The following is a 21756-nucleotide window of genomic DNA, read 5'->3' as shown; positions in this document are numbered from 1 at the left end:
CGGTAACTTCCCGTCCCACCCGCTCACCCCGCGGAGGTAACCCGTGCCCCGACGTCTCGCCACCCTGTTCGCCTCGGGCGCTCTCGCACTACTCGCCACCCTCGTCGCCGCCTCCCCCGCCGCCGCCGTCACCCCCGCCCAGAAGCTGTCCGTGCTGTCCAGCTGGACGCAGACCAGCGCGTCCAGCTACAACTCCTGGAACAACGCCCGGGTCAACCGGGCCCCCTGGGCCGAGTACAACTTCAACTGGTCCACCGACTACTGCTCGTCCAGCCCGGACAACCCGCTCGGCTTCACCTTCAACCTGGGCTGCTACCGGCACGACTTCGGCTACCGCAACTACAAGGCGGTCGGCCAGTTCCCGGCCAACAAGTCCCGCCTGGACAGCGCCTTCTACGAGGACCTCAAGCGCGTCTGCGCCACGTACAACACCGTCGTCCGACCGGCCTGCTACAGCCTGGCCTGGACCTACTACCAGGCGGTCAGCATCTTCGGCTCGGTGGCGGCCGTCCAGCAGGCCGACATCGACCGCGCCGCCCGAATGAAGGCCCAAGCCGAAGCCGCCGCCTCCTCCCGCGCCTAACCCCCACCCACCCCCGCCCCCTCCCCCCACCCACCCCGCCCCTCCCACGGTGATCAAGAGGTTTGCGTCAGAATTCGGGCTCCCGATGACGCAAACCTCTTGGTCAACAGGGAACGGGCGGGGGTTCCTGGGGGCCTGGGGGGAGGGTCAGGCGCGTTCGGTTCGGGATGCGGGGTGGCGGTCGGAGTCGGCGGGGACGCGCGGGGTCGGCTGGGACAGGCCGGTGCTGAAGCGGGTCGAATCCGCCGCCAGGTCCGGGTGTTCCACGTCGAGTGCCAGCGCCGCCGCCTCGTCCAACCCCAACTCGGCACCCTCGCCGTACGCGTCGTCGAAGGCCGTGTCGCCCAGCACCGTACGCAACTCCGCCTGCTGCTCCGCCCAGTAGCCGCCGTAGATGCCCGGGGTGGCCCGCATGCTCGCCCGGGTGGCCTGCGCGGCACCGAAGAGGCGGGCGGCGGTCAACCGGTCACCGCCGATCGCGCAGCGCACCGCCACCGCGTTGAGCGTGTCGCACGCCCGGCCGTGGTAGCCGTGGCCCATCCGGGAACGCAACGCCACCAGCAGGTGCTCGTGTGCGGCGACGATGTCGCCCCGGGCCAGCGCGACCATGCCGAGCAGCATGTCCACCGATCGCCGGCCCCGCTCCACCGGCCGGGCCGCCTCCACCGGGCGGACCGCACCCAGCAGCTCCGCCGCCTCCTCCAGCGCACCCCGCCGCCACAGCAACTCGGCCAGGCTGAACACCGCGAACAGCGCCTCGCCGACCACGTCCTGCCCGTGCGCCCAGTCGATGACCTCCCGGCACACCCGCTCGGCCTCGACGAACTGTCCCATGTCCACAAGCGGCGCCGCCCTGCCGGCGAGCACCCGGGCGAGCAGCCCCGCGTCACCGGCCTGCCGGGCCGCCGCCTCCGCCCGCTGCGAGTAGCGCAACTCCTCGGCGAACTCGCCGTCGGCACCGGCGTGCAACGAATGCATGTGGTAGGCCGCCGCAAGCTCGGACTCGGGGATGCGCTCCCCCGTCTCGGCGATCCGCCCATACAACCGGAACAACCACAGCCGCCCCTCCCGGGCCAGGCCCCGCTCGAGCCACCACTGGTCCAGCCCACCGGCCAGACCGAGACCGGCCCGGGCGCTGCCCCCGGTGGCGCACCACCGCAGCGCGGCGCGCAACTCCCCGGCGAGCGGGTCCAGCGCGTACAACGACAGCGTGACCGGTCGGCCGTCCTGCCCCAGGTGCGCCCGGTCCAACGCATGCGCCGACCACGCCACGTGCCGGTTCCGGGCGGCCTGCTCCTCGCCCGCCTCGGCCAACCGCCGCGCCGCGTACGCCCGGATGGGGTCGAGCATCCGGTAGGTGCTGCCGGAGGCGCGCGGTTCGGCGAGGACCATCGACTTGTCCACCAGCACCGACAGCGGGTCCAGCGGGTCGTCGCCCAGCAGCCACTCCACCGTCGCCAGGTCCACCGGCCCGGCGAAGACCGCCATCCACCGCAGCAGGCGGGCGGCGCGAGGCCCCAGCGTCCGGTACGACCAGGTGACGGTGGCCTGCATGGTCAGGTGCCGCTCGGTCGCGGAGCGCTGCACGGCCCGGCTCGCCGGGGTGGGCGGTGACGCCCCGGCCGCGGCGGCGACCAGGTCCACCGTGTCCTGCTGGTTGCCGGACCAACCCCGCTCCACCGGTGTCGGCTCCGGGTCGTCCCGCCCGGCGTCCAACGTGCCGAGCACGTCGTCGAGCCGTTCGGCGAGCTGACCGACGGACAGCACCCGCAAACGGGCGGCGGCCAACTCGATGGCGAGCGGCAACCCGTCCAGCCGCTGCACCACCCGGCGCAGGTCGGCCGACTCGGCCGGGTCCGGTTGCCGCCCGCCACGCGCCGCCGCCGTTCGGTCCAGCAGCAACGCCACCGCGTCGCTCTCCGCACCGTCGGTCTGCGGGTCGACCGAGAGCGGCGGGATCCGCCACACCACCTCACCCGGCAGGCTGAACGACTCCCGACTGGTGGCCAGCACCCGCACGCCACCCCCACCGGACAGCAGGCGCGCGATCACCTCCGCGCAGGCTGCGGGTTGGGTGTCGCAGGTGTCCAGCACGACCAGCATGCGGCGGTTGGCCGCGTACTCGACCAGGGTGTCCAGCATCGGGCGGCCCGGCTCGGGCCGCAGGCCGAGCACCGCGGCGATCGCGAACGCCACCAGCCCCGGGTCGGTCACCGCGGCGATGTCCACGAACCAGACCCCGTCCGGGTACGCCTCGACCACGCCGCTGGCCAACTCCACCGCGAGGCGGGTCTTGCCCGCGCCGCCCGCGCCCAGCACCGTGACCAGGCGGTGTTGCCGCACGAGCAGGCCCAACTCGACGCGCTCGGTCTGCCGGCCGACGAACGAGGTCACCTGGGTCGGCAGGTTGTGCGCCACCGCGTCGGCGGTGCGGGGGCGGGGGAACTGCCGCTCCAGACCCGGTGCGACCAGTTGGAACAGTCGTTCCCGATCGTCGAAGCCGCGCAACCGGTGCAGGCCCAGGTCGAGCAGGGTCGCACCGGGCGGCAACGGCTCGGCCCGCCGTGCCGTGGACGCCGAGCAGAGCACCTGCCCACCGTGCGCGGCGGCGGCCACCCGGGCGGCCCGGTGCACCTCGGGGCTGGCGTACTCGCCGTCGCGCGGCTCGGCGTAGCCGGTGTGCAGGCCCATCCGCACCCGTGGGGCCGCGTCCGGGGTGGGCCAGTCGTGACTGGACAACGCCCGCTGGGCGGTCAGGCACGCGGTCAGCGCCGCAGCGGCGTCCTCGAAGGCCAGGAAGAACGAGTCGCCCTCGGTCAGCAGCTCCGCCCCACCCGTGCTGGCCAGTGTTCGACGCAGCAGCCGCCGATGCTCGGCGAGCACCGGCCGGTAGTCCGGGCCGAGCAACTGGGCCAGCCGGGTCGAGCCCTCGATGTCGGTAAACACGAAGGTCACCCAACCGCTCGGGAGCTGGATCCGTGGCGACATGCGTGGAACCTCCGCCCGTGACGTCGGATTCATGCTGCCTGAGTCCGAGCGGTCACACATCGTGAGAACGGCCGGGCAGGTGCCGCCTCAAAGTGCCACTCAGCCCTGCTCCCGGCAAGGCCCGCCCACCATGCGGCAGAGAATCGGCTCGATCAGCAGCCGCACGCGCCCCCGCAGCAACCGCCACCGGTGGACGCGGGGGGGCCACCGGCGGCACCACCCCGGCCGGTGACCGCGACCGCGGACAGCAGCTTGACCGTGTCGGTGTGACCGTGCGGGCTGTTCGCCGGCTCACCGGCCGCCGCCATCGAACGGTTGACCTCGAAGGTGTCGCCGCAGGCGCGGCAGCGGAACTCGTACCGGGGCATGAAGCCAGGGTACGTGGATCTGGCGTTTGGCGTGGCATGGGTGATACTCGACGGGTGGTGGACGGCGAGGACGACACGCGTGTGCAACGGTTACGACCGGCCGCTCCGCTGGACGGGTCGCTGGAGGGCTCGGGGGCGGCGCCTGATCCGGTGCTTGCGGTACCCCGCCCACGCCGGCCCTGGCTGAGCGGACGTTCCGGGGGTTCGACGACCACACCGGCGGCCACGCCGGCCGAGCCCGACCAGGGCGCGAGCGGCACGCCGGCCCCGCCCACGCCGGTTACGGCCCCCGACGGCAAGCGCGAGGACGCGCCCGCCGAAACACCGAAGACCGAGGCCGCAACGGTCGCGGACTCGAAGACCGCGGACCCGAAGGTGACGGGCCCGACGACCACCGAAACCAAGGCCACGGACGCCGAGGGGGCCGACACGCGACCCGCCACGGTGGCCGCCGACGGGGATCCGGCGAAGACCACCGTGGACGAACTGCCCGTGGTGCCGGCGTCCGATCCGGCCCGGCGACGGCGGGTGCCCTTCGCGCACGCGGTACGGGTGCAGCCACGCCGGGCCGCCGCCACCGCAGCCCACGCGACCCGCGCCTGGGCCCGTCGGCCCAGCGGTCGGCTCACCCTGCCCGGTGTGTTCCTGCTGGCGCTGGTCGGCGCTACCGCCGCGGCGGGCGCGCTGCTCGTGCCGGCCACGATCCGCGCGCCCCGACCGGTCGCGGCCGACGCCACGGCGACGGCGGGCGCACCGCCCGCGGCACCGTCCAGCCTCCCGACCGGCCCACTCCCGACCGGCCCACTCCCCACCGGCCCGCTCCCGACCGGTTCGGTGCCCGGCGGCGGGCTACCCAGCGGGTTCCCGACCGGGCAGCCCACCATCGGGCCGGTGATCGGAGGTCGGCCGTCGGACGCCCTGGCCGGCTGGGCTCAGCAGGTCGGTGCCAAGGTGGGCATCCCGGCCGTCGCCATGCAGGCGTACGGCTACGCCGAACTCGTCCTCGCCCAGACCAACCGCAGTTGCGCGCTGAGCTGGACCACGCTGGCCGCGATCGGCCAGGTCGAGTCGGGGCACGGCTCGGCCAACGGTGCCCGGTTGGGCCAGGACGGCAAGGCGCTACCGCAGATCATCGGGCTGCCGTTGGACGGGAAGGACGGCCGGATGCGGATCATCGACACCGACCGTGGAGACCTCGACGGCGACCGGGTCCTCGACCGCGCCATCGGGCCGATGCAGTTCATCCCGACGACCTGGCGGGAGATCGGCGCGGACGCCGACAACGACGGGCGCAAGGACCCGCACGACCTGGACGACGCCGCCCTGGCAGCGGGAAACTACCTCTGCAAGGGCGGTCGGAACCTGAGCATCGCGGGCGACTGGTGGAACGCGATCCTCTCCTACAACGATGTCCGGCGGTACGCCCAGGAGGTCTACGACACCGCGAACCGGTACGGACGGACCAGTCGCCAGTGAAGTGATCGTCTCGATACGTTGGAGAACTGGACACTTCCCCCGCGAAGCTGTTAGCGGCAAGCTAGACGAGTGATGGTGCGCGAGTGGGACCCCAGGACCGCGTCGTCTGCCGAGATCGCGTCGCTGCTGGCCACGCTGAACGCGGTTCTGGCGACCGATCTGCCGCAGGACCCGCCGTGGCGGGAGACGTCGCTGCGGGAGTACCTCGCCGAGGTGATGCCGGGTGAGCGGCGGATCTCCTGGATCGCCCAGGCCGAGCCGACCGGCCCGGACGACCCGGGCGCGGTGCTCGGCCAGGTCCACGTGCTGCTCCTCGGCGACATCGGCGTGCTCGAGGTGCTGGTGCACCCGTCCGTGCGGCGCGGTGGCCTCGGTCGTGACCTGGTGTTGCGCGCCGCCCGCCGGGTCTACCAGGAGGGCTTCCAGTCGATCGGGGTGGAGGTCGTCGGCGACACGCCGGCGGTGGCCTTCTACGAGTCGCTCGGCTTCACCCGGGAGTACGTGGAGACCCGCAGTGTGCTCGACCTGACCTCGGTCGACTGGGCGGAGCTGGCCGAGATGGCAGCCGGCATCGGCGCGGGTTACCACCTGGAGTTCTTCCCGGGCGGGCCACCGGACGACCTGATCGAGGCGTACGCGCGGGCGAAGGCCGAGGTGCGCGACGTCGAGGACGGTGAGCTGCGCCCCAGCTCCTACGACCCGGAGCGGCTACGCGACAGCCTCGACACCCTGCACCGGCGGGGCATGAAGCCGTACATCGTGCTCGCCCGGCACGAGCAGAGCGGCGAGGTCGCCGGCCTGACCGAGGTGGTGGTGCCGGCGCAGCACCCGACCCGCGCCGACCAGTACGACACGATCGTCGCGCAGGACCACCGGGGCTACGGCATCGATCGGGCGATCAAGGCTCGGATGTTGTTGGAGTTGCGCTCCGCCGAGCCGGAGCTGATCGAGGTGCAGACCTGGAACGCGCAGGCCAACGAGGCGATGCTGAAGGTCAACGCGGAGTTGGGTTACCGATCCGACCGGGACTGGTGCGAATACAGCGTCGACGTCGCTGAGCTGGTGCATCGCCTCGACCCGCCGCACTGAGGGAATTCACGAAACTGTCCATTAGGGGATGGACGGTGGACAGTCACGCACCTTAACGTGCGTTGACCCCCATCCACCCATCGTGGAGGCCCTATGCGCCCGCGCCGCTCACTCGCCGCGCTCGCGACCGCCACCGCCGCCGTGACAGTCACGGCGCTCGGCGTCGCACCCACCGCGGCCAGCGCCGCGCCCACCGACCTGTTCATCTCCGAGTACGTCGAAGGTTCGTCGAACAACAAGGCGATCGAGCTGTTCAACGGCACGGGCGCCGCCGTCGACCTGACGGCCGGCGGCTACCAGTTGCAGCTCTACTTCAACGGCTCCACCACGGCCACCACGATCGCGCTGACCGGGAGCGTCGCCGCGGGTGACGCTTTCGTGTTCGCCAGCGCCTCGGCCGGGGCCGCCATCCTCGCCCAGGCCGACCAGACCACCGGGGCGAGCCTGTTCAACGGTGACGACGCGATAGTGCTGCGTCGGGGCACCACCGTGCTCGACTCGATCGGGCAGGTGGGCGTCGACCCCGGCACCGAGTGGGGTGCCGGCACCACCAGCACCGCGGACAACACCCTGCGTCGGGTTCCCACCGTGACCGTCGGCGACACGGACCCGTCGGACGCGTTCGACCCGGCCGCGCAGTGGGCCGGTTTCCCGGTCGACACCTTCGACGGGCTCGGCACGCACACCGTGGACGGTGGTGGCCCGGTCGACGTGCCGGCATCGCTGACCTGCGGTGGTCCGCTGGTCACCGCGGCCGGGACGGCCGCGACCCGGGAGGTCACCGCCACCGACCCCGACGACACGATCGTCGAGCTGGCCGTAACGGCGGTCAGCCCGACTCCGTCGACCGGTTCGATCACCCGTACCGCGTTCACCCCCGCGGACGGGCTGGGCGGCACCGCACGGGCCACGGTCAGCGCGAGTGCCGATCTCGCCGCCGGGGCGTACACGGTCACCCTCACCGCGACCGACGCGGGCGGCGGCACCGCCACCTGCGCGCTGGCCGTGCAGGTGACCCGGGAGCTGACCGTCGGCGAGGTGCAGGGTCCGACCACCGACACCGAGTCCGGTCCGACCGACCGGTCGCCGCTCGCACCGGCGAGCGGCAACGGCACGAGCAGCACGCTGTACGACGTTCGCGGCGTGATCACCCAGTTGACGCTGGCCCGCACGTCGGCCGGGGCGGAGCAGCACGGCTTCTTCCTGCAGAGCCGTACCGGCGACACCGACGGCGACCCGACCAGTTCCGACGGCATCTTCGTGTTCATGGGCACGTTCACCTCGCTGATCGGCGGCTACGTGCCGACCGTCGGCGACGAGGTCGTGCTGCGGGCCCGGGTCTCGGAGTACTACGACTTCACCCAACTCTCCGGTGCCTCGCTGGTCCGCCGGATCGCCGGTGGCCTGGCCGTGGACACCGAGGTCGCGGTCACCGACGCGGTGCCACCGGTCGAGCTGACCGACGCGCAGCGTTTCTGGGAGCGGCACGAGGGTGCCCGGATGCGGGTACGCGCTGGCAGTGGCGCGGTCAGCGGACGGGACGTGTTCTCGTCGACCGCCGACGCCGAGCTGTGGGTGGTCGACCGCGACGACCCGCTGCTGGACCGCGCCGACCCGTACTCCCGGCGGGTCTTCCGGGACGCGCACCCGCTGGACAACGACCCGACCCGGCGTTTCGACGACGGCAACGGTCAGCGGACGCTGCTCGGCAGCATGGGTGTGAAGGCCACCGCCGGGGACAGCGCCGCGCTGCTCCCGCCGGCGCACACCTTCGACACGCTGCGCGCGGACGCGGTGGGTGGCGTCTACTACTCGTTCGAGAAGTACGGCGTCCAGGTCGAGAGTGCCGAGTTCGACGCCGGCGCCGACCCGTCGAAGAACAACCCGCCGAAGCCGGCCGACCGGTCGCAGGAGGTGGCGGTGGCCACCTACAACGTGGAGAACCTGTACGACTACCGCGACGACCCGTTCGACGGCTGTGACTTCGCCGGGAACGCCGGTTGCACCGGGGTCAGCCCGCCGTTCGACTACGTGCCGAGCAGCGAGGCGGACTACCGGCAGCAGTTGGCCGCGCTGGCCGACCAGATCGTCAAGGACCTGCACGCTCCGGATCTGATCCTGGTGCAGGAAGCCGAGGACCAGGACATCTGCACGGTCTCCGGTACTGCGCTGAGCTGCGGCGACACCAACGACGCCGATGGTGCGCCGGACAGCCTCCAGGAGTTGGCGCTCAGCGTGGCGGCTGCCGGCGGGCCGGCGTACGCCGCTGCCTATGACCGGACCGGCGCGGACGCCCGCGGTATCACCGCCGCGTTCCTCTACCGCACGGACCGGTTGTCGCTGGCCGCCGCGACGGCGGGCGACCCGCTGCTGGGCTCGACGCCGACCGTCCAGTACCGCGCGGCGGGGCTGCCGACCAATGCCGACGTGCAGAACCCGAAGGCCCTGAACGCGGTGTTGCCGTCGGACGTGGACACCTCCACCGGCAAGGACGGGAACAACGTCTTCACCCGTGCCCCCCAGCTGGGCAAGTTCAGCGTGGCAGCGGCACCCGGTGCGTCGGAGCGGTTCACCCTGTACGCGCTCAGCAACCACTACTCCTCGGGCCCGGACAGCCGGGTCGGGCAGCGGCGGGAGCAGGCGCGCTACGGCGCGGCGATCGTCACGGCGATCGAGGCGGCCGACCAGACCGCCCGGGTGGTCTACGGCGGGGACCTGAACGTCTTCCCCCGCCCGGACGATCCCATCGCGACCGGTGACCAGCCGACCCCGTCGGATCAGCTCGCCCCGCTCTACGAGGCCGGGCTGCACAACCTGTGGGACGACCTGGTCGCGGACGTGCCGTCGTCGGCCTACTCGTACAGCTTCGAGGGGCAGGCGCAGACGCTCGACCACCTGTTCGTCAACGACGTGCTCCACGACGACCTGGTGCAGGTGCGGGCGGCTCACGTCAACGCCGACTGGCCGGCGGAGTTCACCGGCGACGGGTCGCGGGGTTCCAGTGACCACGACCCGCAGGTGGCCCGGTTCCGGTCCCGGGCGTCGTTGACCGTCGCCGACACGGCGGTGGTCGAGGGCGACCAGGGCAGCCGGCAGCTCGCCTTCACGGCCACGGTGTCCCGGCCGTTGTCCCAGCCGGTGCTGCTCTGCGCCGCCACCGTCGGTGTCACGGCGCAGGTCGGCTCGGACTTCGACGCGTACGCCGCCTGCAAGGTGTTGGCGGCGGGGCAGACGTCGGTGGTGTTCCCGGTGACGGTGCGCGGTGACCGCAAGCGGGAGGCGGACGAGAAGCTGACACTGCTGGTGGCCGGCGTACCCGGTCTGCGGCTGGCCGATCCGCTCGCGGTCGGCAGGATCACCAACGACGACTGACGTCGCGCGTTCCGGTGAGGCCCGTCGTTCCGGTCCGGATCGACGGGCCTCGCCCGTGCCGGGCTCACACCGGCCCACGCGGGGGCCAGGGCGGTCGGGGCAGGTGCCGGTGCTGGGCCACGCGAACCTCCCACTGGCTGCGCCGACGCATCGCGTCCCGGACCTCCCGGTTGCGGTGGAACGTCTCCGGCGGGCGGGCGAGCCCGTAGACGTCCGCCCACCACTCCCCCGGCTCGGGGTCGAGGATGGTGTCCAGGTGCGACGGGTAGCGACGCTCCGCGCCGTTGCGAGTGTCCTGCCAGTCACGCATCGGTTTCAGCACCCGGCCGAACTCGTCCACCACGGCCAGCCGGCAGCCCACCACACCGATGATGCGCCGGAGCAGGACGATGCTCGGCACCATGCGACCGGCCTCGATCCTGCCGATGGTGGCGTGGTGCACACCCGCCCACCGGGCCAGCTCGCGCTGGCTGAGGTCGGCACGGCGGCGGACCGCGCGGACGATTCCGGCGGCCGGCCAGGGCGCGTCGAAGGGTTCGGTGATCAGGACCGGCTCGGTTGAGGAATCGCTCACGCCGTCACGGTCCCGCCTGGTGCGGCCGGCCGCAATCCCGAATGCCTCAGCTGTGGACAACCAACTGGGCTGTGGAAAACTCCTGCGGCCGGCAGGTCACTGTCCGTGTTTTAGACTCGATGCCCGTCGCCGTTACGCGGAGCAACGGGTGTCACGCTGTTCCGTCGGGCCCAGCCGCCGCCAACCGATCCCACCCCACGCCTGACCAGGGAGATCACGATTCCGGCCGCCGGGCACCACACACCCTGACCCGCCCCTTTGCTCTGCAGCTCGATATGCACCAGTCACCGAGGGTGTGCGTCGCCGTCGTGGGTGCAGAGCAAAGGACGGAAGGGGGGTGGTGGTTGCCGGGATGGAGGGTCACGCTAAGCAACCGGCATAGCCTGACCCGCAAGTCGGCGTGGGCGCAGAGCCCGTCGGCCCGTCGGCCCCCGAAGCGGTGCGTCGGGCAAGACCTACCGCCGCCGCCCGCAAACCCGGGAGACGAGGCGGCCGAGAGGCGGCTGCACGCGCGCGAACCGACACGCCTCCCGCCACGCTGCGGGAGACGGCGCAGCCGGCACGGCGCCGGCCGAGGGGACAGGCCCGCCCGGGGTCAGTAGCGCTGGCGGAGCAGGTTGGCGGCCTCGACCGCCCAGTAGGTGAGGATGACCTGCGCGCCGGCCCGCTTGATCGAGGTGAGCGTCTCCAGCATGACGCGCTCCCGGTCGATCCAGCCGTTCGCGGCGGCGGCCTCGACCATCGCGTACTCGCCGGAAACCTGGTAGGCGGCGACCGGCACGTCCACGGTGGCCCGCACCGCCGACACCACGTCGAGGTAGGGCAGCGCCGGCTTGACCATCACCAGGTCGGCGCCCTCGGCCACGTCGAGCGCGACCTCGCGCAGCGACTCACGCAGGTTGGCCGGGTCCTGCTGGTAGGTGCGCCGGTCGCCCTCCAGCGCCGACTCGACCGCCTCGCGGAACGGGCCGTAGAAGGCGGAGGCGTACTTGGCGGCGTACGCCAGCACCGCCACATCCTGGTGCCCGGCGGCGTCGAGCGCCCGGCGCACCACGCCGACCTGACCGTCCATCATCCCGGACGGCCCGACCATGCCGACCCCGGCGGCGGCCTGGGCCACCGCCATCTCGGCGTACGCGGCGAGGGTGGAGTCGTTGTCGACCTCACCGTCGGGGGTGAGCAGCCCGCAGTGCCCGTGCGAGGTGAACTCGTCCAGGCACAGGTCGCTCATCACCACCGTGGCGTCGCCCACCTCGGCGACCACGTCGCGGATGGCGACGTTGAGGATGCCGTTCGGGTCGATGCCGCCGGAGCCGGTCGGGTCGCGCTGCTCCGGCACACCGAAGAGCATGATCCCGCCTACACCGGCCTGGACGGCCTCGACCGCTGCCTTGCGCAGCGAGTCCCGGGAGTGCTGGAGCACTCCCGGGAGCGACCCGATCGCCCGGGGCTCGCGCAGCCCTTCCTTGACGAACATCGGCACGACCAGCTCGGCCGGGTCGACCCGGGTCTCGGAGACCAGCCGGCGGATCGCCGGGGTGCGGCGCAGCCGGCGGGGCCGGATCTCGGGGTACGACATGGAAGGGCCTCCTCGAACGACTACCGGAAGCGCAGGGCGGTCGGGCCCTGCACCTTGGAGCCGCGGCGCTGCTTGGCCGGCATGGCGGCCAACTTCTCGCGCAGCTCGACGGCGTAGGCGGCGAGCGCCTCCACCAGGTCGGGCACCGAGGCGTGCGGCGGCTGGACGTCGACCCGCAGGCCGAACTCCGTCGCGGTCTCCGCCGTCTTGGGCCCGATGACGGCAACAACCGTCCGGGCGTGTGGCTTCCCGGCGATGCCGACCAGGTTGCGCACGGTGGAGGACGAGGTGAAGAGCACGGCGTCGAACCCGCCCGACTTGATCGCGTCCCGGATCTCGGCGGGCGGCGGCGCGGCCCGCACCGTCCGGTACGCCGTCACGTCGTCGACCTCCCAGCCGCGCTCGGTGAGCCCGGCGGCGAGCGTCTCGGTGGCGATGTCGGCGCGCGGCAGCAGCACCCGGCCCACCGGGTCGAGGATTTCGTCGTGCGGGGAGAACTCGGCCAGCAACCCCTCGGAGGACTGCTCCCCGGCGGGGATCAGCTCCGGCTGGATGCCGAACGCGCGGACCGCGTCCGCGGTGGCCTCACCGATGCAGGCGATCTTGACGCCACCGAAGTGCCGGGCGTCCAGGCCGTGCTCGGCGAACTTCTCCCAGACCGCGCGGACCGCGTTGACCGACGTGAAGATCACCCAGGCGTACCGGCCGTCGACCAGGCCCTTGACGGCCCGCTCCATCTGCGCCGGAGTACGCGGCGGCTCGACCGCGATGGTCGGCACCTCGCACGGGATCGCCCCGTACGCGCGCAGTCGGGCGCTCATCGCGCCGGCCTGCTCCTTGGTGCGGGGGACGAGCACCTTCCAGCCGTACAGCGGGCGGTTCTCCCACCAGCTCAGCTTGTCGCGCTGGCCCACCCCGACACCGACGGTGAGCACCACCCGGCCGGTGAAGCCGAGCGCAGCGGCCACGAAGCTGTCCACGGTCGACGTGGTCGTGTACTGGGTCTCGCCGGTGCCGTCGCCGGTCACACCGACTCCGGTGGTGCCGTCGACCCCGGCGGCGAGCAGCCCGTCGCGGACGGCGGCGAGGTCACCGGCGTCCACGGCGAGCGCGAGCGAACCCCGGCCGACGGCCGTGGCCAGCGCCTCGAAGTCCAGTGCGCTGACGTCCTCGACGTCGGCGGCCGTACGCACACCCGGCAGCGGAACACCGGCGTAGGTGGCCACACCCTCGGCCTGACCGACGCCGGGCACGACCTCGAAGTGGGCAGCGGTGCGGGCCACGGCCTGCACCTCCTTGACCACCGAGTCGTGGCCGAACGGGTCACCAGCGACCAGGTGCACCGCGTTCAGCCCGGAACGGGCAGCGGAGATCAGCACCTTCGCCACGTCCCCCGGCACGCCTTCGGCGGGGGTGAACTCGGCGTCGTCCCTGGCTTCGGCGCGGACGACGGCGAGCAACGACTCCGGGACACCCCGGTCGTAGATCACCTGGTCGGCGTCGACCAGGGCGTCGTGCGCCCGACGGGTCAGCAGGCCCGGGTCACCGGGGCCAGCCCCGACGAACGCGATACGGCCGACGGGCTTACGGGTGCGGGTCATTCTGTGCTCCCAAATTGCTGGGTCCCCGGGCCGGTGTGTCCTTCGTGGCCGAGGATCGAGTCGGCGCCGAGGTCGAGGAGTTCGGCGGCGAGTGCCTTACCGATCTCCGCCGCGTCGGCGGGCGTTCCGGTGCGGGAAAGCCGGAGGTCACGAGTGCCGTCCGGGCTGATCACCGCCCCGCGCAGGTAGATCTCATTGACAACATCGCCTTCGGCGGCAGAGCCGACTGGCTCGCCTTCGGCGAGGATGGCATAGGCGGCGACGGGTGCGCTGCACCCGGCCTCCAGGGTTGCCAGAAACGCGCGTTCCGCGGTGACCGCGGCACGCGACGGTGCGTGGTCGAGCACCGCGAGCAGCTCGACCAGGTCCTGGTCGTCGGCCCGGCACTCCACTGCCAACGCGCCCTGGGCGGGCGCGGGCAGCATGAGCATCGGGTCCAGCGTCTCGGTGATCACGTCGACCCGGCCGAGTCGGGCCAGCCCGGCTCGGGCCAGGACGACGGCGTCCAGGTCGGCGTCGGGGCCGAGCACCCGCGCCAGGCGGGTGTCCACGTTGCCGCGGATCGGGGTGACCTCGAGTTGCAGACCGAGCGCGTGCAGTTGGGCGATGCGGCGCAACGCGCCGGTGCCCACGGTGGCTCCGGGCGGCAACTCGGCGAGCGTCCGACCGCCGCGGGCGATCAGCGCGTCGCGCGGGTCCTGCCGGGCCGGCACCGCCGCGATGTGCAGCCCGGCGGCGGCAGCCGTGGGCAGGTCCTTGTACGAGTGCACCGCGAAGTCGATCGTCCTGGCGGCCAGCGCGTCGCGCAGCGCGGAGACGAACACCCCGACGCCGAGCCGGTGCACCGGCGCGGTGGAGCGGTCGCCGGCCGTGACGACCTCGACCAGCTCGACCGGGCGGCCGGTGGCGGCGGTCAACGCTTCGGCGATCTGGCCGGACTGGGCCATCGCCAAGGCGCTGCCCCGGGTGCCGAGGCGCAGGGGGGCGGTCATCGCGCACCTCCGGTGGGCGGGGTCGGCTCGGCGGCGTCGGCGATGGGCATCGGGGCGGTGCCGGGCATCGGCAGGCCCAGGTCGGGCGTGAGGACGTCGGGGACGGTGTCCACCGGCGAGGTCTGCGGGACTTCGAGGTCGAACAGTTCGCGCAGCAGGGCCGCGTACTGGTCGCCGCCGGGCTCGGCGGCCAACTGGCGGACCTTGACGGTGGGCTGGTGCAGCAGTCGCTGCACGACCCGGTGCACCGTGCGGGCCACCTCGGCTCGCAGGTCGTCGCCGAGGTCGGGGCGACGCTGGGCGAGTCGGCGCAGCTCGGCGGTGACGACGTCGTCGGCGCGACCGCGCAGCGCGGCCACGGTGGGTGCCACGTCGGCGCCGCGCAGCCAGGTGAGGAAACCCTCCACCTCGCTCAGCACGATGCGCTCGACGGCGGCGGCGTCGGCGGCGGCGGGGCCGTCGGCGAGCAGTGCGGCCATCCGGTCGATGTCGATCACCTCGACGCCGGGCAGCTCGGCGACGCCCTCCTCGACGTCGCGTGGAACGGCCAGGTCGAGCAGGACCAGCGGGCCCCGGGCCGGGTCCCGTTCGGCCAGCGCCGCGCTGACCACCGACCGGGTGAGGACCGGTTCGGTGGACGCGGTGGCGGCCACTACGATGTCCACTGTGGAGAGAGTGTCGGCCAGCTCGGCCATCGGTGCGGCACTCGCCCCGTACGACTCGGCGAGCCGGACGGCCCGGTCGGCGCCCCGGTTGCTGACGGTGAGCGGCCCGGCGCCCAGCCGGGACAGGGTGGCCACTCCGAGCGAGCCCATCGCGCCGGCACCGACCACCAGGGCCGGGCGGCCGACGAGGTCGCCGTCGAGGTATCCGGCGGCCAACTCCAGCGCGGCGGTGACGACGCTCTGGCCGGCCCGGTCGATGCCGGTCTCGGCGTGGGCCCGCTTGCCGACCCGCAGCGCCTGCTGCATCAGCTCGTGCAGCAGGCGGCCGGCCGAGTCGGCACCGGTCGCCCAGTGGTACGCGTCGCGCAACTGCCCGAGGATCTGCGCCTCGCCGACCACCATCGAGTCCAGGCCGGTGGCGACGCGGAAGACGTGGTCCACGGCGGCGTTGTCGTAGTGCACGTACAGGTGGCTGGCGAGCGCCGCCGGAGGGCTGCCGGCCTGTTCGGCCAGGACGGCGCAGACGTCGCCGAGCCCGCCGTGGAAACCGGACACCGCGGCGTACACCTCCACCCGGTTGCAGGTGGAGACGATCACCGCCTCGGAGACGTACGGCAGGGCGATCAGGCGGTCCAGGGTGCGGGTCAGGTCGGCCGGGGGCACGGCCAGCTGCTCCAGCGTGGCGACCGGGGCGGTCCGGTAGGACGCGCCGACGACGAGCAGTTTCACGTGCCGATCGCCTCCTGGGTGTCGGTGGCCGCGAACCCGCCCGGCAGGGCGGTGAGAGCGGACCCGCCGGTGGCGGGCAGCGCGGTCAGCGACGCCTTGCGGTGCTCGTGGAAGGACAGAATCTGCAGCTCGATGGCGAGGTCGACCTTGCGCACGTCGACCCCCTCCGGAACCGAGAGTACGCACGGCGCGAAGTTGAGGATGCTCGTCACGCCGACGGCGACCAGTTGGTCGGCGACCTGCTGGGCGGCGGCGGCCGGGGTGGCGATCACGCCGATCGCGAGGGCTTCCTCGGCGGCGACCGTGGGCAGGTCGTCGACATGCCTGACCACCAGGCCGTTGATCTCCTCGCCGACCCGGGAGGGATCGGCGTCGAGCAGTGCGGCGATCCGGAAGCCTCGGCTGGCGAAGCCGTCGTAGCCGGCCAGAGCGTGACCGAGATTACCCACGCCGACCAGGGCGACGGCCCGTCGTTGGGTGAGCCCGAGCACATACTCGATCTGCTCGATCAGGAGCGCGACGTCGTAGCCGACGCCCCGGGTGCCGTACGAGCCGAGGTGGGACAGGTCCTTGCGGAGCTTCGCGGAGTTGACCCCGGCGGCGGCGGAGAGGCCCTCGCTGGAGACCGTCTCGTGCCCTGTCTCGGCGAGGTTGTGCAGCGCGCGCAGGTATTCCGGCAGCCGAGCGACGGTCGCCTCAGGCAGGTCCGGGAGCGCTGGTACGGCACCGGCGCGGCCGGGCGCGCCTGGGTGACGGTGCTGACTCATGAGACTCCGTGCGGTGCGATCCTCGGCCAACTCCGCTGGTCGGCCGTTTGTGGACTCCCGCTGACGACCGAGGTTGCCGGCTGTGCTAGCAGGGCGCGTCGGAGTCACAGCGTAGGCGCTTGTGAAGACGTGCACAAATCGCGATCTTGCCGCTGCGTGACGCAACCTCACCAGCACCTCCATTCCGCAAGATCGATCCGACGGGTCTTCCGCGCGCGCCGCCCGGGCGATTATTGCTCAATCCCGACTTCTCTGACCAATCCCGCGCCGGGCCGTCCAGGGGTCGTCCCGCAGGTGGTAGGGGCAGCACTACGGCGGAGAGGCGGGGCTTCGGGATGGGGACGGGAGGCCCGGCTGCCTAGCCTTTGGGGCATGACCACCGTTGCCGCCACCAGCGACCCGCCGACGCCGGCACCGAGCATCCCCCGCCAACTCTTCGTCGACTCCGGGTACGTACTGCTCGGCCTGCCCCTGGCACTGGCCAGCTTCGTCGTCCTCATCGTCGGCCTCTCGGTCGGCGTCGGCCTGGTGGTCACGGTGATCGGCCTGCCGATCCTCAGCGGCACCCTGTACGCGGCCCGCGCGCTGGCCGACGTCGAGCGGCTCCGGCTGCCCGCGGTGCTCCGCCAGCCGCGGATCCGGCCGCACTACCGGCTGCCCGAGGCGGGGGCGAACGCCTGGCGGCGGATCTTCGTGCCGATGCGGGACGCCCAGTCCTGGCTCGACCTGGCGCACGGCATCCTGCGACTGATCGCGGCGGTCGGCACCTTCGTGGTGACCATGGTCTGGTGGGCCCTCGCGATCGCCGGCTCCCTCTACTGGGCCTACGACTGGGCCATTCCCCACCCGTCCGGGGAGGGCGACCAGAATCTGGCCCAACTGCTCGGCCTGGGCGACTCGACCACCGCCCGGATCGGCCTGAACACCGCGCTCGGGGTGTTCTTCCTGATCACCCTGCCGATCGTGGTCCGGGGCTGCGCGCTGCTGCAGGCCAGCTTCGCCAGGGCCATGCTGACCGGGGTGGCCGAGATGCGGGACCGGATCACCGTGCTGGAGGAGCAGAAGCGGGCCGCCGTGTCCGCCGAGGCGTCCGCGTTGCGCCGGTTGGAACGCGACATCCACGACGGCCCCCAGCAGCGACTGGTCCGACTGGCGATGGACCTCAGCCGGGCCCGGTTGCAGCTCGCCTCCGACCCGGAGGCAGCCGGTCGGACCATCGACGAGGCGGTCAGCCAGACCCGGGACACGCTGGCCGAGCTGCGGGCGCTGTCCCGGGGCATCGCCCCGCCGATCCTGGTCGACAGGGGCCTGCCCAGCGCCCTGGCCGCCATCGCCGCCCGTGGGTTGATCCCGATCGAGCTACAGGTGGATCCGCAGCTCGGCACCCCGGCCGGGCGGCTCGACCCGGCGGTGGAGAACACCGCGTACTTCGTGGTGGCCGAGGCGCTGACGAACGTCGCCAAGCACGCCCGGGCCACCGAGGCCACCGTGGCCGTCGCCCGGCACGGCTCCCACCTGCAAGTGCGGGTGGGCGACGACGGGCAGGGCGGCGCGCACCTCGCCAAGGGGCACGGTCTGGCCGGGATCGCCGACCGGGTACGGGCCGCCGGTGGTGAGCTGACCGTGGTCAGCCCGAGCGGCGGCCCCACCGAGGTCCGCGCCGGCCTGCCGCTGTGAACCACCGAAAGGCGGCCCCGACGTGGTAGACAACACAGCCATGCGCATCGTGATCGCCGACGACGCCGTCCTGCTCCGCGAGGGGCTGGTCCGGCTGCTGACCGAGAGCGGGCACCAGGTGGTGGCCGCCGTCGGGGACGGCGACGCGCTGGTCGAGGCGGTGGTGGAGCACCAGCCCGACGTGTCGATCGTCGACGTCCGGATGCCGCCGTCACACACCGACGAGGGGCTGCGCGCGGCGGTGGAGGCCCGCCGGCTGGTGCCGCGTACCCCGATCCTGGTGCTCTCCCAGTACGTCGAGGTCTCGTACGCCGACGATCTGCTCGCCACCACCGGTGGCTCCGGTGGTGGGATCGGTTACCTGCTCAAGGACCGGGTCGCCGCGATCGACGAGTTCCTGGACGCGTTGCGCAGGGTGGCGGCCGGCGGCACGGTGCTCGACCCGGAGGTGGTGGGTCAGCTCTTCGCCCGGCGTCGCCGCGACGACCCGCTGAGCGAGCTGACCCCGCGTGAGCGGGAGGTGCTGGCGCTGATGGCGGAGGGGCGTTCGAACACCGCCATCGCCCGCGCGCTCGTGGTCAGCGACGGGGCGGTGGAGAAGCACGTGCGCAACATCTTCACCAAGCTCACCCTGCCGCCGGACACCGAGCAGCACCGTCGGGTGCTGGCCGTCCTCACCTATCTGCGGAACTGACCTGCCGGGCCAGGGCCACCGCGTCGGTGAGGGTGTCGGCCACCGGGTGGCCGGAGGCGCGCAGCCGGGCCGGGTCGGTGAACCCGCCGGTGTAGAGCACCGCCCGGCCGCCGACCGCGGTCGCCGCGTCCGCGTCGTCGATGGAGTCGCCGATCAGCACCACGGAGGCGCCGTCCACACCCAGCTCGGCCAGGTGCAGTTTGAGCGACTCGGCCTTCCGGTCGCCGCCGACCGTGGCCCGCAGCCCGTCGACCCGGGTGAACTGACCGGTCAGCCCGTAGGTGTGCACGGTCGGCACCAGTTCCTCGTGGAACCACATGGAGAGCAGACTCTGGCTGCCGGGCCAGGCGGCCATCGCGGTGCGGGCGTCGGCGGCCAGCTCACAGGTCGTCAACCCGGTGCGGTACGCGTCGTGGAAGATCCGGTCCAGGCGGCCGAACTCGTCGGCGTCCACGGCCTGCCCGAGCACCTCGGCGTAGTACTCGGCGATCGGGCGGCGGAACCGCACCCGGTGCTCGTCGGGGGTGACGGTCGGCCCGCCGAGGCTGGCGAACACGACGTTGGTGGCGGACACCACCAGGCTGAGGTCGTTGAGCAGGGTGCCGTTCCAGTCCCAGACGAGGTGCGGGTGCGCAGGGGTCATCAGAGCACCCTAGGCACCCCTCAGAGCTGTGGCGTGGTCAGGTCCCGCAGCAGCCGGTCCTCCTCGACCCGCCAGTAGCCGTGCTCCTTGCCGTCGAGCATCACCACCGGCAGCCGGTCCCCGTACTCCCGTTCCAGGCCCTCGTCGCCGGTGACGTCCCACTCGACCCACTTGTCGCCGGTGACCGCCACCACCCGGTCGAGCGCCGCCTTGGCGTCGTCGCAGAGGTGGCAGCCGGGTCGGGTGATCAGGGCGAGCCGGGCGTCAGTGGCCATCGGTTACCTCCGTGCGGGTGTCGGCGGGTGCGGGCGGGCCGGCCGGAGCCGCCGACCGGAGCTGGGTCTTGCGTACCTTGCCGATCGCCGAGTGGGGCAGGGCGTCGACGATCTCGACGGCGGTCGGGCACTTGAACCGGGCCAGGTTCCGTGCGCAGTGGGCGAGCAACTCCTCACCGGTCACCGGTCGCCCCGGCTTCGGCACCACGTACGCCCGCACAGTCTCGCCGGTCCGCGGGTGCGGCACACCCAGTACCGCCGACTCGGCCACCCCGGGATGCCCGCTGAGCACGAGTTCGACCTCGTGCGGATAGACGTTGAACCCGTTGACCAGGATCAGCTCGCCCAGCCGGTCGACCAGGAAGAGGTCCCCGTCCTCGTCGGCGTAGGCGATGTCCCCGGTGCCCCACCAGCCGTCGGCGTCGGGCCCACCCCGCCGGTCGGGCCAGTAGCCGTCGAAGAGGTTGGGGCCGCGCACGACGATCTGCCCCGGGTCGGTGCCCGGCGTCACGTCGGAGAGGTCCAGCTCGTCCGGGTCGTCGTCGGGGACGGCGAGCCCGTCGAGCCAGAGGTCCACCCCGTCGGCGCCGATGAGGCGTAACCCCACCCCGGGCAGCGGCCGGCCGATCGAGCCGGCCTTGGCCACACCACCCACCAGGGTGGAGGTGAGCACCGGCGCGGTCTCGGTCAGGCCGTACCCGATGTGCACCCGATGCCCGGTGGCCTCGGTGAAGCGCGCCGCGACCGGGGGTTCCAGCGGCGCCGCGCCGCAGACCGCCACCCGCACCGACGCGGTCGCCGCCCGGACCGTGGGGGCATCGGCCCAGGTCGAGAACATCGACGGTACGCCGACCAGCACGGTGACCCGGTGCCGGGCGATCTCGTCCAGCCCCGCGGTCGGGCCCAGCTCGTCGAGCAGCACTCCGGTCGCGCCGTGGTGGATGACCGCGCCGAGCCCCGAGTTGAGCCCGTACGCGTGGAAGAGCGGCAACGCGAGCAGCACGGTGTCCGCGGGCCCGACCACCGGCGGTTCGATCCCGTCGACCTGCTCGAGGTTGGCCAGCAGCGCCCGGTGCGAGAGCATCGCCCCCTTGGGCCGCCCCTCGGTGCCGGAGGTGTAGAGGAGTACGGCCAGGTCGGTGCCGCCTCGGAGTGGGCGGGTCGGACCGGGCGTCTCGGCTGTCGGCGGTGTGCCGTGCACGGCGACCAGCGCGGGCAGGTCGCCGGTCAGGTCGGCGACCAGACCTCGGACCCGGTCGGTGGCGACGAGCACCGACGCGCCGGAGTCGGACAACACGTGCCGCAACTCCGGTGCGGTGAGGCCGGGGTTGACCGGCACGGCGACCAGTCCCGCGCGCAGGGCGCCGAGCCAGGCGACCACGAAGTCGACGGTGTTCGGCAGCGCGATCGCGACGCGTGGCGGTGTGTCGCCGGGGTGGGCGGGTGGCGCGGCGGTCGACAGGCCACGCGCGGCGGCGTCCACCGCGACGTCCAGGTCGGACCAGCTGAGTGTCTGGTCGCGCCAGTGCAGCGCGGCCCCGTCCGCGCGGCCGTGAGCCGCCTGACGAACCCGGTCGGCGAGGTTCGGCGCGGGGTTTACCGAGACGTCCTGCACGGTGATCGAGTCTGGCACAGCGGGCGACGACAGGCCACGCCCGACGGCCGGCCCCGCGCGTGGGCGACG

At 72.9% G+C, this 21756-nt stretch carries 17 protein-coding genes; 6 read left to right on the top strand and 11 right to left on the bottom strand.

The annotated features are described in order from the left end of the window. Positions 1-43: 43 nt before the first annotated feature. Positions 44-583, top strand: a complete 540-nt coding sequence (locus O7617_RS15440) for a phospholipase (protein WP_282264363.1) — start codon at positions 44-46, stop codon at positions 581-583. 147 nt (positions 584-730) lie between these two features. Here the strand turns inward: O7617_RS15440 and O7617_RS15435 are convergent, their stop codons facing one another. Together O7617_RS15435 and O7617_RS15430 are read right to left on the bottom strand one after the other, a co-directional pair. Next, a complete protein-coding gene (locus O7617_RS15435) occupies positions 731-3571 on the bottom strand; it encodes an NB-ARC domain-containing protein (protein ID WP_282264362.1) in 2841 nt (946 codons plus the stop codon). 152 nt (positions 3572-3723) lie between these two features. After that, positions 3724-3939, bottom strand: coding sequence for a zinc ribbon domain-containing protein (locus tag O7617_RS15430; RefSeq protein ID WP_282264361.1), 216 nt, complete (start codon positions 3937-3939; stop codon positions 3724-3726). Positions 3940-3993: 54 nt separating this feature from the next. Between O7617_RS15430 and O7617_RS15425 the strand changes: the two genes are divergently transcribed. The 3 genes from O7617_RS15425 to O7617_RS15415 all read left to right on the top strand — a co-directional run bounded on the left by O7617_RS15425 (position 3994) and on the right by O7617_RS15415 (position 9876). After that, positions 3994-5415: a lytic murein transglycosylase gene (locus O7617_RS15425; protein WP_282264359.1), complete on the top strand. Its 1422-nt coding sequence runs from the start codon at positions 3994-3996 to the stop codon at positions 5413-5415. Between the two features lie 72 nt (positions 5416-5487). Further along, the gene (locus tag O7617_RS15420) at positions 5488-6504 is read left to right on the top strand and encodes a GNAT family N-acetyltransferase (protein ID WP_282264748.1); all 1017 of its coding nucleotides are present in this window, start codon (positions 5488-5490) and stop codon (positions 6502-6504) included. 93 nt (positions 6505-6597) lie between these two features. After that, on the top strand, positions 6598-9876 hold the full coding sequence (locus O7617_RS15415) for a lamin tail domain-containing protein (protein ID WP_282264358.1): 3279 nt from the start codon (positions 6598-6600) through the stop codon (positions 9874-9876). Positions 9877-9940: 64 nt separating this feature from the next. Here the strand turns inward: O7617_RS15415 and O7617_RS15410 are convergent, their stop codons facing one another. From O7617_RS15410 to O7617_RS15385, 6 genes are all read right to left on the bottom strand, one after another. Continuing rightward, the gene (locus tag O7617_RS15410) at positions 9941-10450 is read right to left on the bottom strand and encodes a helix-turn-helix transcriptional regulator (RefSeq protein ID WP_282264357.1); all 510 of its coding nucleotides are present in this window, start codon (positions 10448-10450) and stop codon (positions 9941-9943) included. Positions 10451-11045: 595 nt separating this feature from the next. Further along, on the bottom strand, positions 11046-12029 hold the full coding sequence (gene hemB, locus O7617_RS15405; protein WP_282264355.1) for a porphobilinogen synthase: 984 nt from the start codon (positions 12027-12029) through the stop codon (positions 11046-11048). Positions 12030-12049: 20 nt separating this feature from the next. Further along, entirely contained in the window at positions 12050-13630 is a 1581-nt protein-coding gene (locus O7617_RS15400; RefSeq protein ID WP_282264353.1) for a uroporphyrinogen-III synthase, read from the bottom strand. Beyond that, complete coding sequence (hemC, locus tag O7617_RS15395) at positions 13627-14622, bottom strand: hydroxymethylbilane synthase (protein WP_282264351.1); 996 nt, start codon at positions 14620-14622, stop codon at positions 13627-13629. The genes O7617_RS15400 and hemC overlap by 4 nt, the downstream gene beginning before the upstream one ends. Further along, positions 14619-16016, bottom strand: a complete 1398-nt coding sequence (locus O7617_RS15390; RefSeq protein ID WP_282264349.1) for a glutamyl-tRNA reductase — start codon at positions 16014-16016, stop codon at positions 14619-14621. The genes hemC and O7617_RS15390 overlap by 4 nt, the downstream gene beginning before the upstream one ends. Beyond that, entirely contained in the window at positions 16013-16783 is a 771-nt protein-coding gene (locus tag O7617_RS15385) for a redox-sensing transcriptional repressor Rex (RefSeq protein WP_282264347.1), read from the bottom strand. The genes O7617_RS15390 and O7617_RS15385 overlap by 4 nt, the downstream gene beginning before the upstream one ends. A gap of 372 nt (positions 16784-17155) precedes the next feature. Between O7617_RS15385 and O7617_RS15380 the strand changes: the two genes are divergently transcribed. After that, positions 17156-18460, top strand: a complete 1305-nt coding sequence (locus O7617_RS15380) for a sensor histidine kinase (protein ID WP_282264346.1) — start codon at positions 17156-17158, stop codon at positions 18458-18460. A gap of 40 nt (positions 18461-18500) precedes the next feature. Beyond that, positions 18501-19154 (top strand): response regulator transcription factor, encoded by a 654-nt coding sequence (locus O7617_RS15375; protein WP_282264345.1) that lies wholly within the window; start codon positions 18501-18503, stop codon positions 19152-19154. On the opposite strand, the gene O7617_RS15370 is transcribed toward O7617_RS15375, so the two are convergent. The 3 genes from O7617_RS15370 to O7617_RS15360 are packed head-to-tail and all read right to left on the bottom strand — an operon-like array spanning position 19135 to position 21687. Then, positions 19135-19797 carry an HAD hydrolase-like protein gene (locus O7617_RS15370; RefSeq protein ID WP_282264343.1) on the bottom strand — a complete coding sequence of 221 codons (663 nt, stop codon included), beginning with the start codon at positions 19795-19797 and terminating at the stop codon, positions 19135-19137. The genes O7617_RS15375 and O7617_RS15370 overlap by 20 nt on opposite strands. A 20-nt stretch (positions 19798-19817) precedes the next feature. After that, complete coding sequence (locus O7617_RS15365; RefSeq protein ID WP_030329740.1) at positions 19818-20072, bottom strand: glutaredoxin family protein; 255 nt, start codon at positions 20070-20072, stop codon at positions 19818-19820. Continuing rightward, complete coding sequence (locus O7617_RS15360) at positions 20062-21687, bottom strand: AMP-binding protein (protein WP_282264341.1); 1626 nt, start codon at positions 21685-21687, stop codon at positions 20062-20064. The genes O7617_RS15365 and O7617_RS15360 overlap by 11 nt, the downstream gene beginning before the upstream one ends. Between the last annotated feature and the right edge of the window lie 69 nt (positions 21688-21756).

This window comes from Micromonospora sp. WMMD1155, assembly GCF_029581275.1.
Taxonomy (GTDB): Bacteria; Actinomycetota; Actinomycetes; order Mycobacteriales; family Micromonosporaceae; genus Micromonospora.
Note: the sequence above shows the minus strand (reverse complement) of the source record. Positions and strands in the feature narration are given on the sequence as shown.

Coding starts and splice junctions, on each gene's coding strand:
- O7617_RS15365 (WP_030329740.1), bottom strand. CDS start 20,072: ATGGCCACTGACGCCCGGCTCGCCCTGATCACCCGACCCGGCTGCCAC.
- O7617_RS15420 (WP_282264748.1), top strand. CDS start 5,488: ATGGTGCGCGAGTGGGACCCCAGGACCGCGTCGTCTGCCGAGATCGCG.
- O7617_RS15370 (WP_282264343.1), bottom strand. CDS start 19,797: ATGACCCCTGCGCACCCGCACCTCGTCTGGGACTGGAACGGCACCCTG.
- O7617_RS15430 (WP_282264361.1), bottom strand. CDS start 3,939: ATGCCCCGGTACGAGTTCCGCTGCCGCGCCTGCGGCGACACCTTCGAG.
- O7617_RS15375 (WP_282264345.1), top strand. CDS start 18,501: ATGCGCATCGTGATCGCCGACGACGCCGTCCTGCTCCGCGAGGGGCTG.
- O7617_RS15400 (WP_282264353.1), bottom strand. CDS start 13,630: ATGACCCGCACCCGTAAGCCCGTCGGCCGTATCGCGTTCGTCGGGGCT.
- O7617_RS15380 (WP_282264346.1), top strand. CDS start 17,156: ATGACCACCGTTGCCGCCACCAGCGACCCGCCGACGCCGGCACCGAGC.
- O7617_RS15435 (WP_282264362.1), bottom strand. CDS start 3,571: ATGTCGCCACGGATCCAGCTCCCGAGCGGTTGGGTGACCTTCGTGTTT.
- O7617_RS15385 (WP_282264347.1), bottom strand. CDS start 16,783: ATGAGTCAGCACCGTCACCCAGGCGCGCCCGGCCGCGCCGGTGCCGTA.
- hemB (WP_282264355.1), bottom strand. CDS start 12,029: ATGTCGTACCCCGAGATCCGGCCCCGCCGGCTGCGCCGCACCCCGGCG.
- hemC (WP_282264351.1), bottom strand. CDS start 14,622: ATGACCGCCCCCCTGCGCCTCGGCACCCGGGGCAGCGCCTTGGCGATG.
- O7617_RS15415 (WP_282264358.1), top strand. CDS start 6,598: ATGCGCCCGCGCCGCTCACTCGCCGCGCTCGCGACCGCCACCGCCGCC.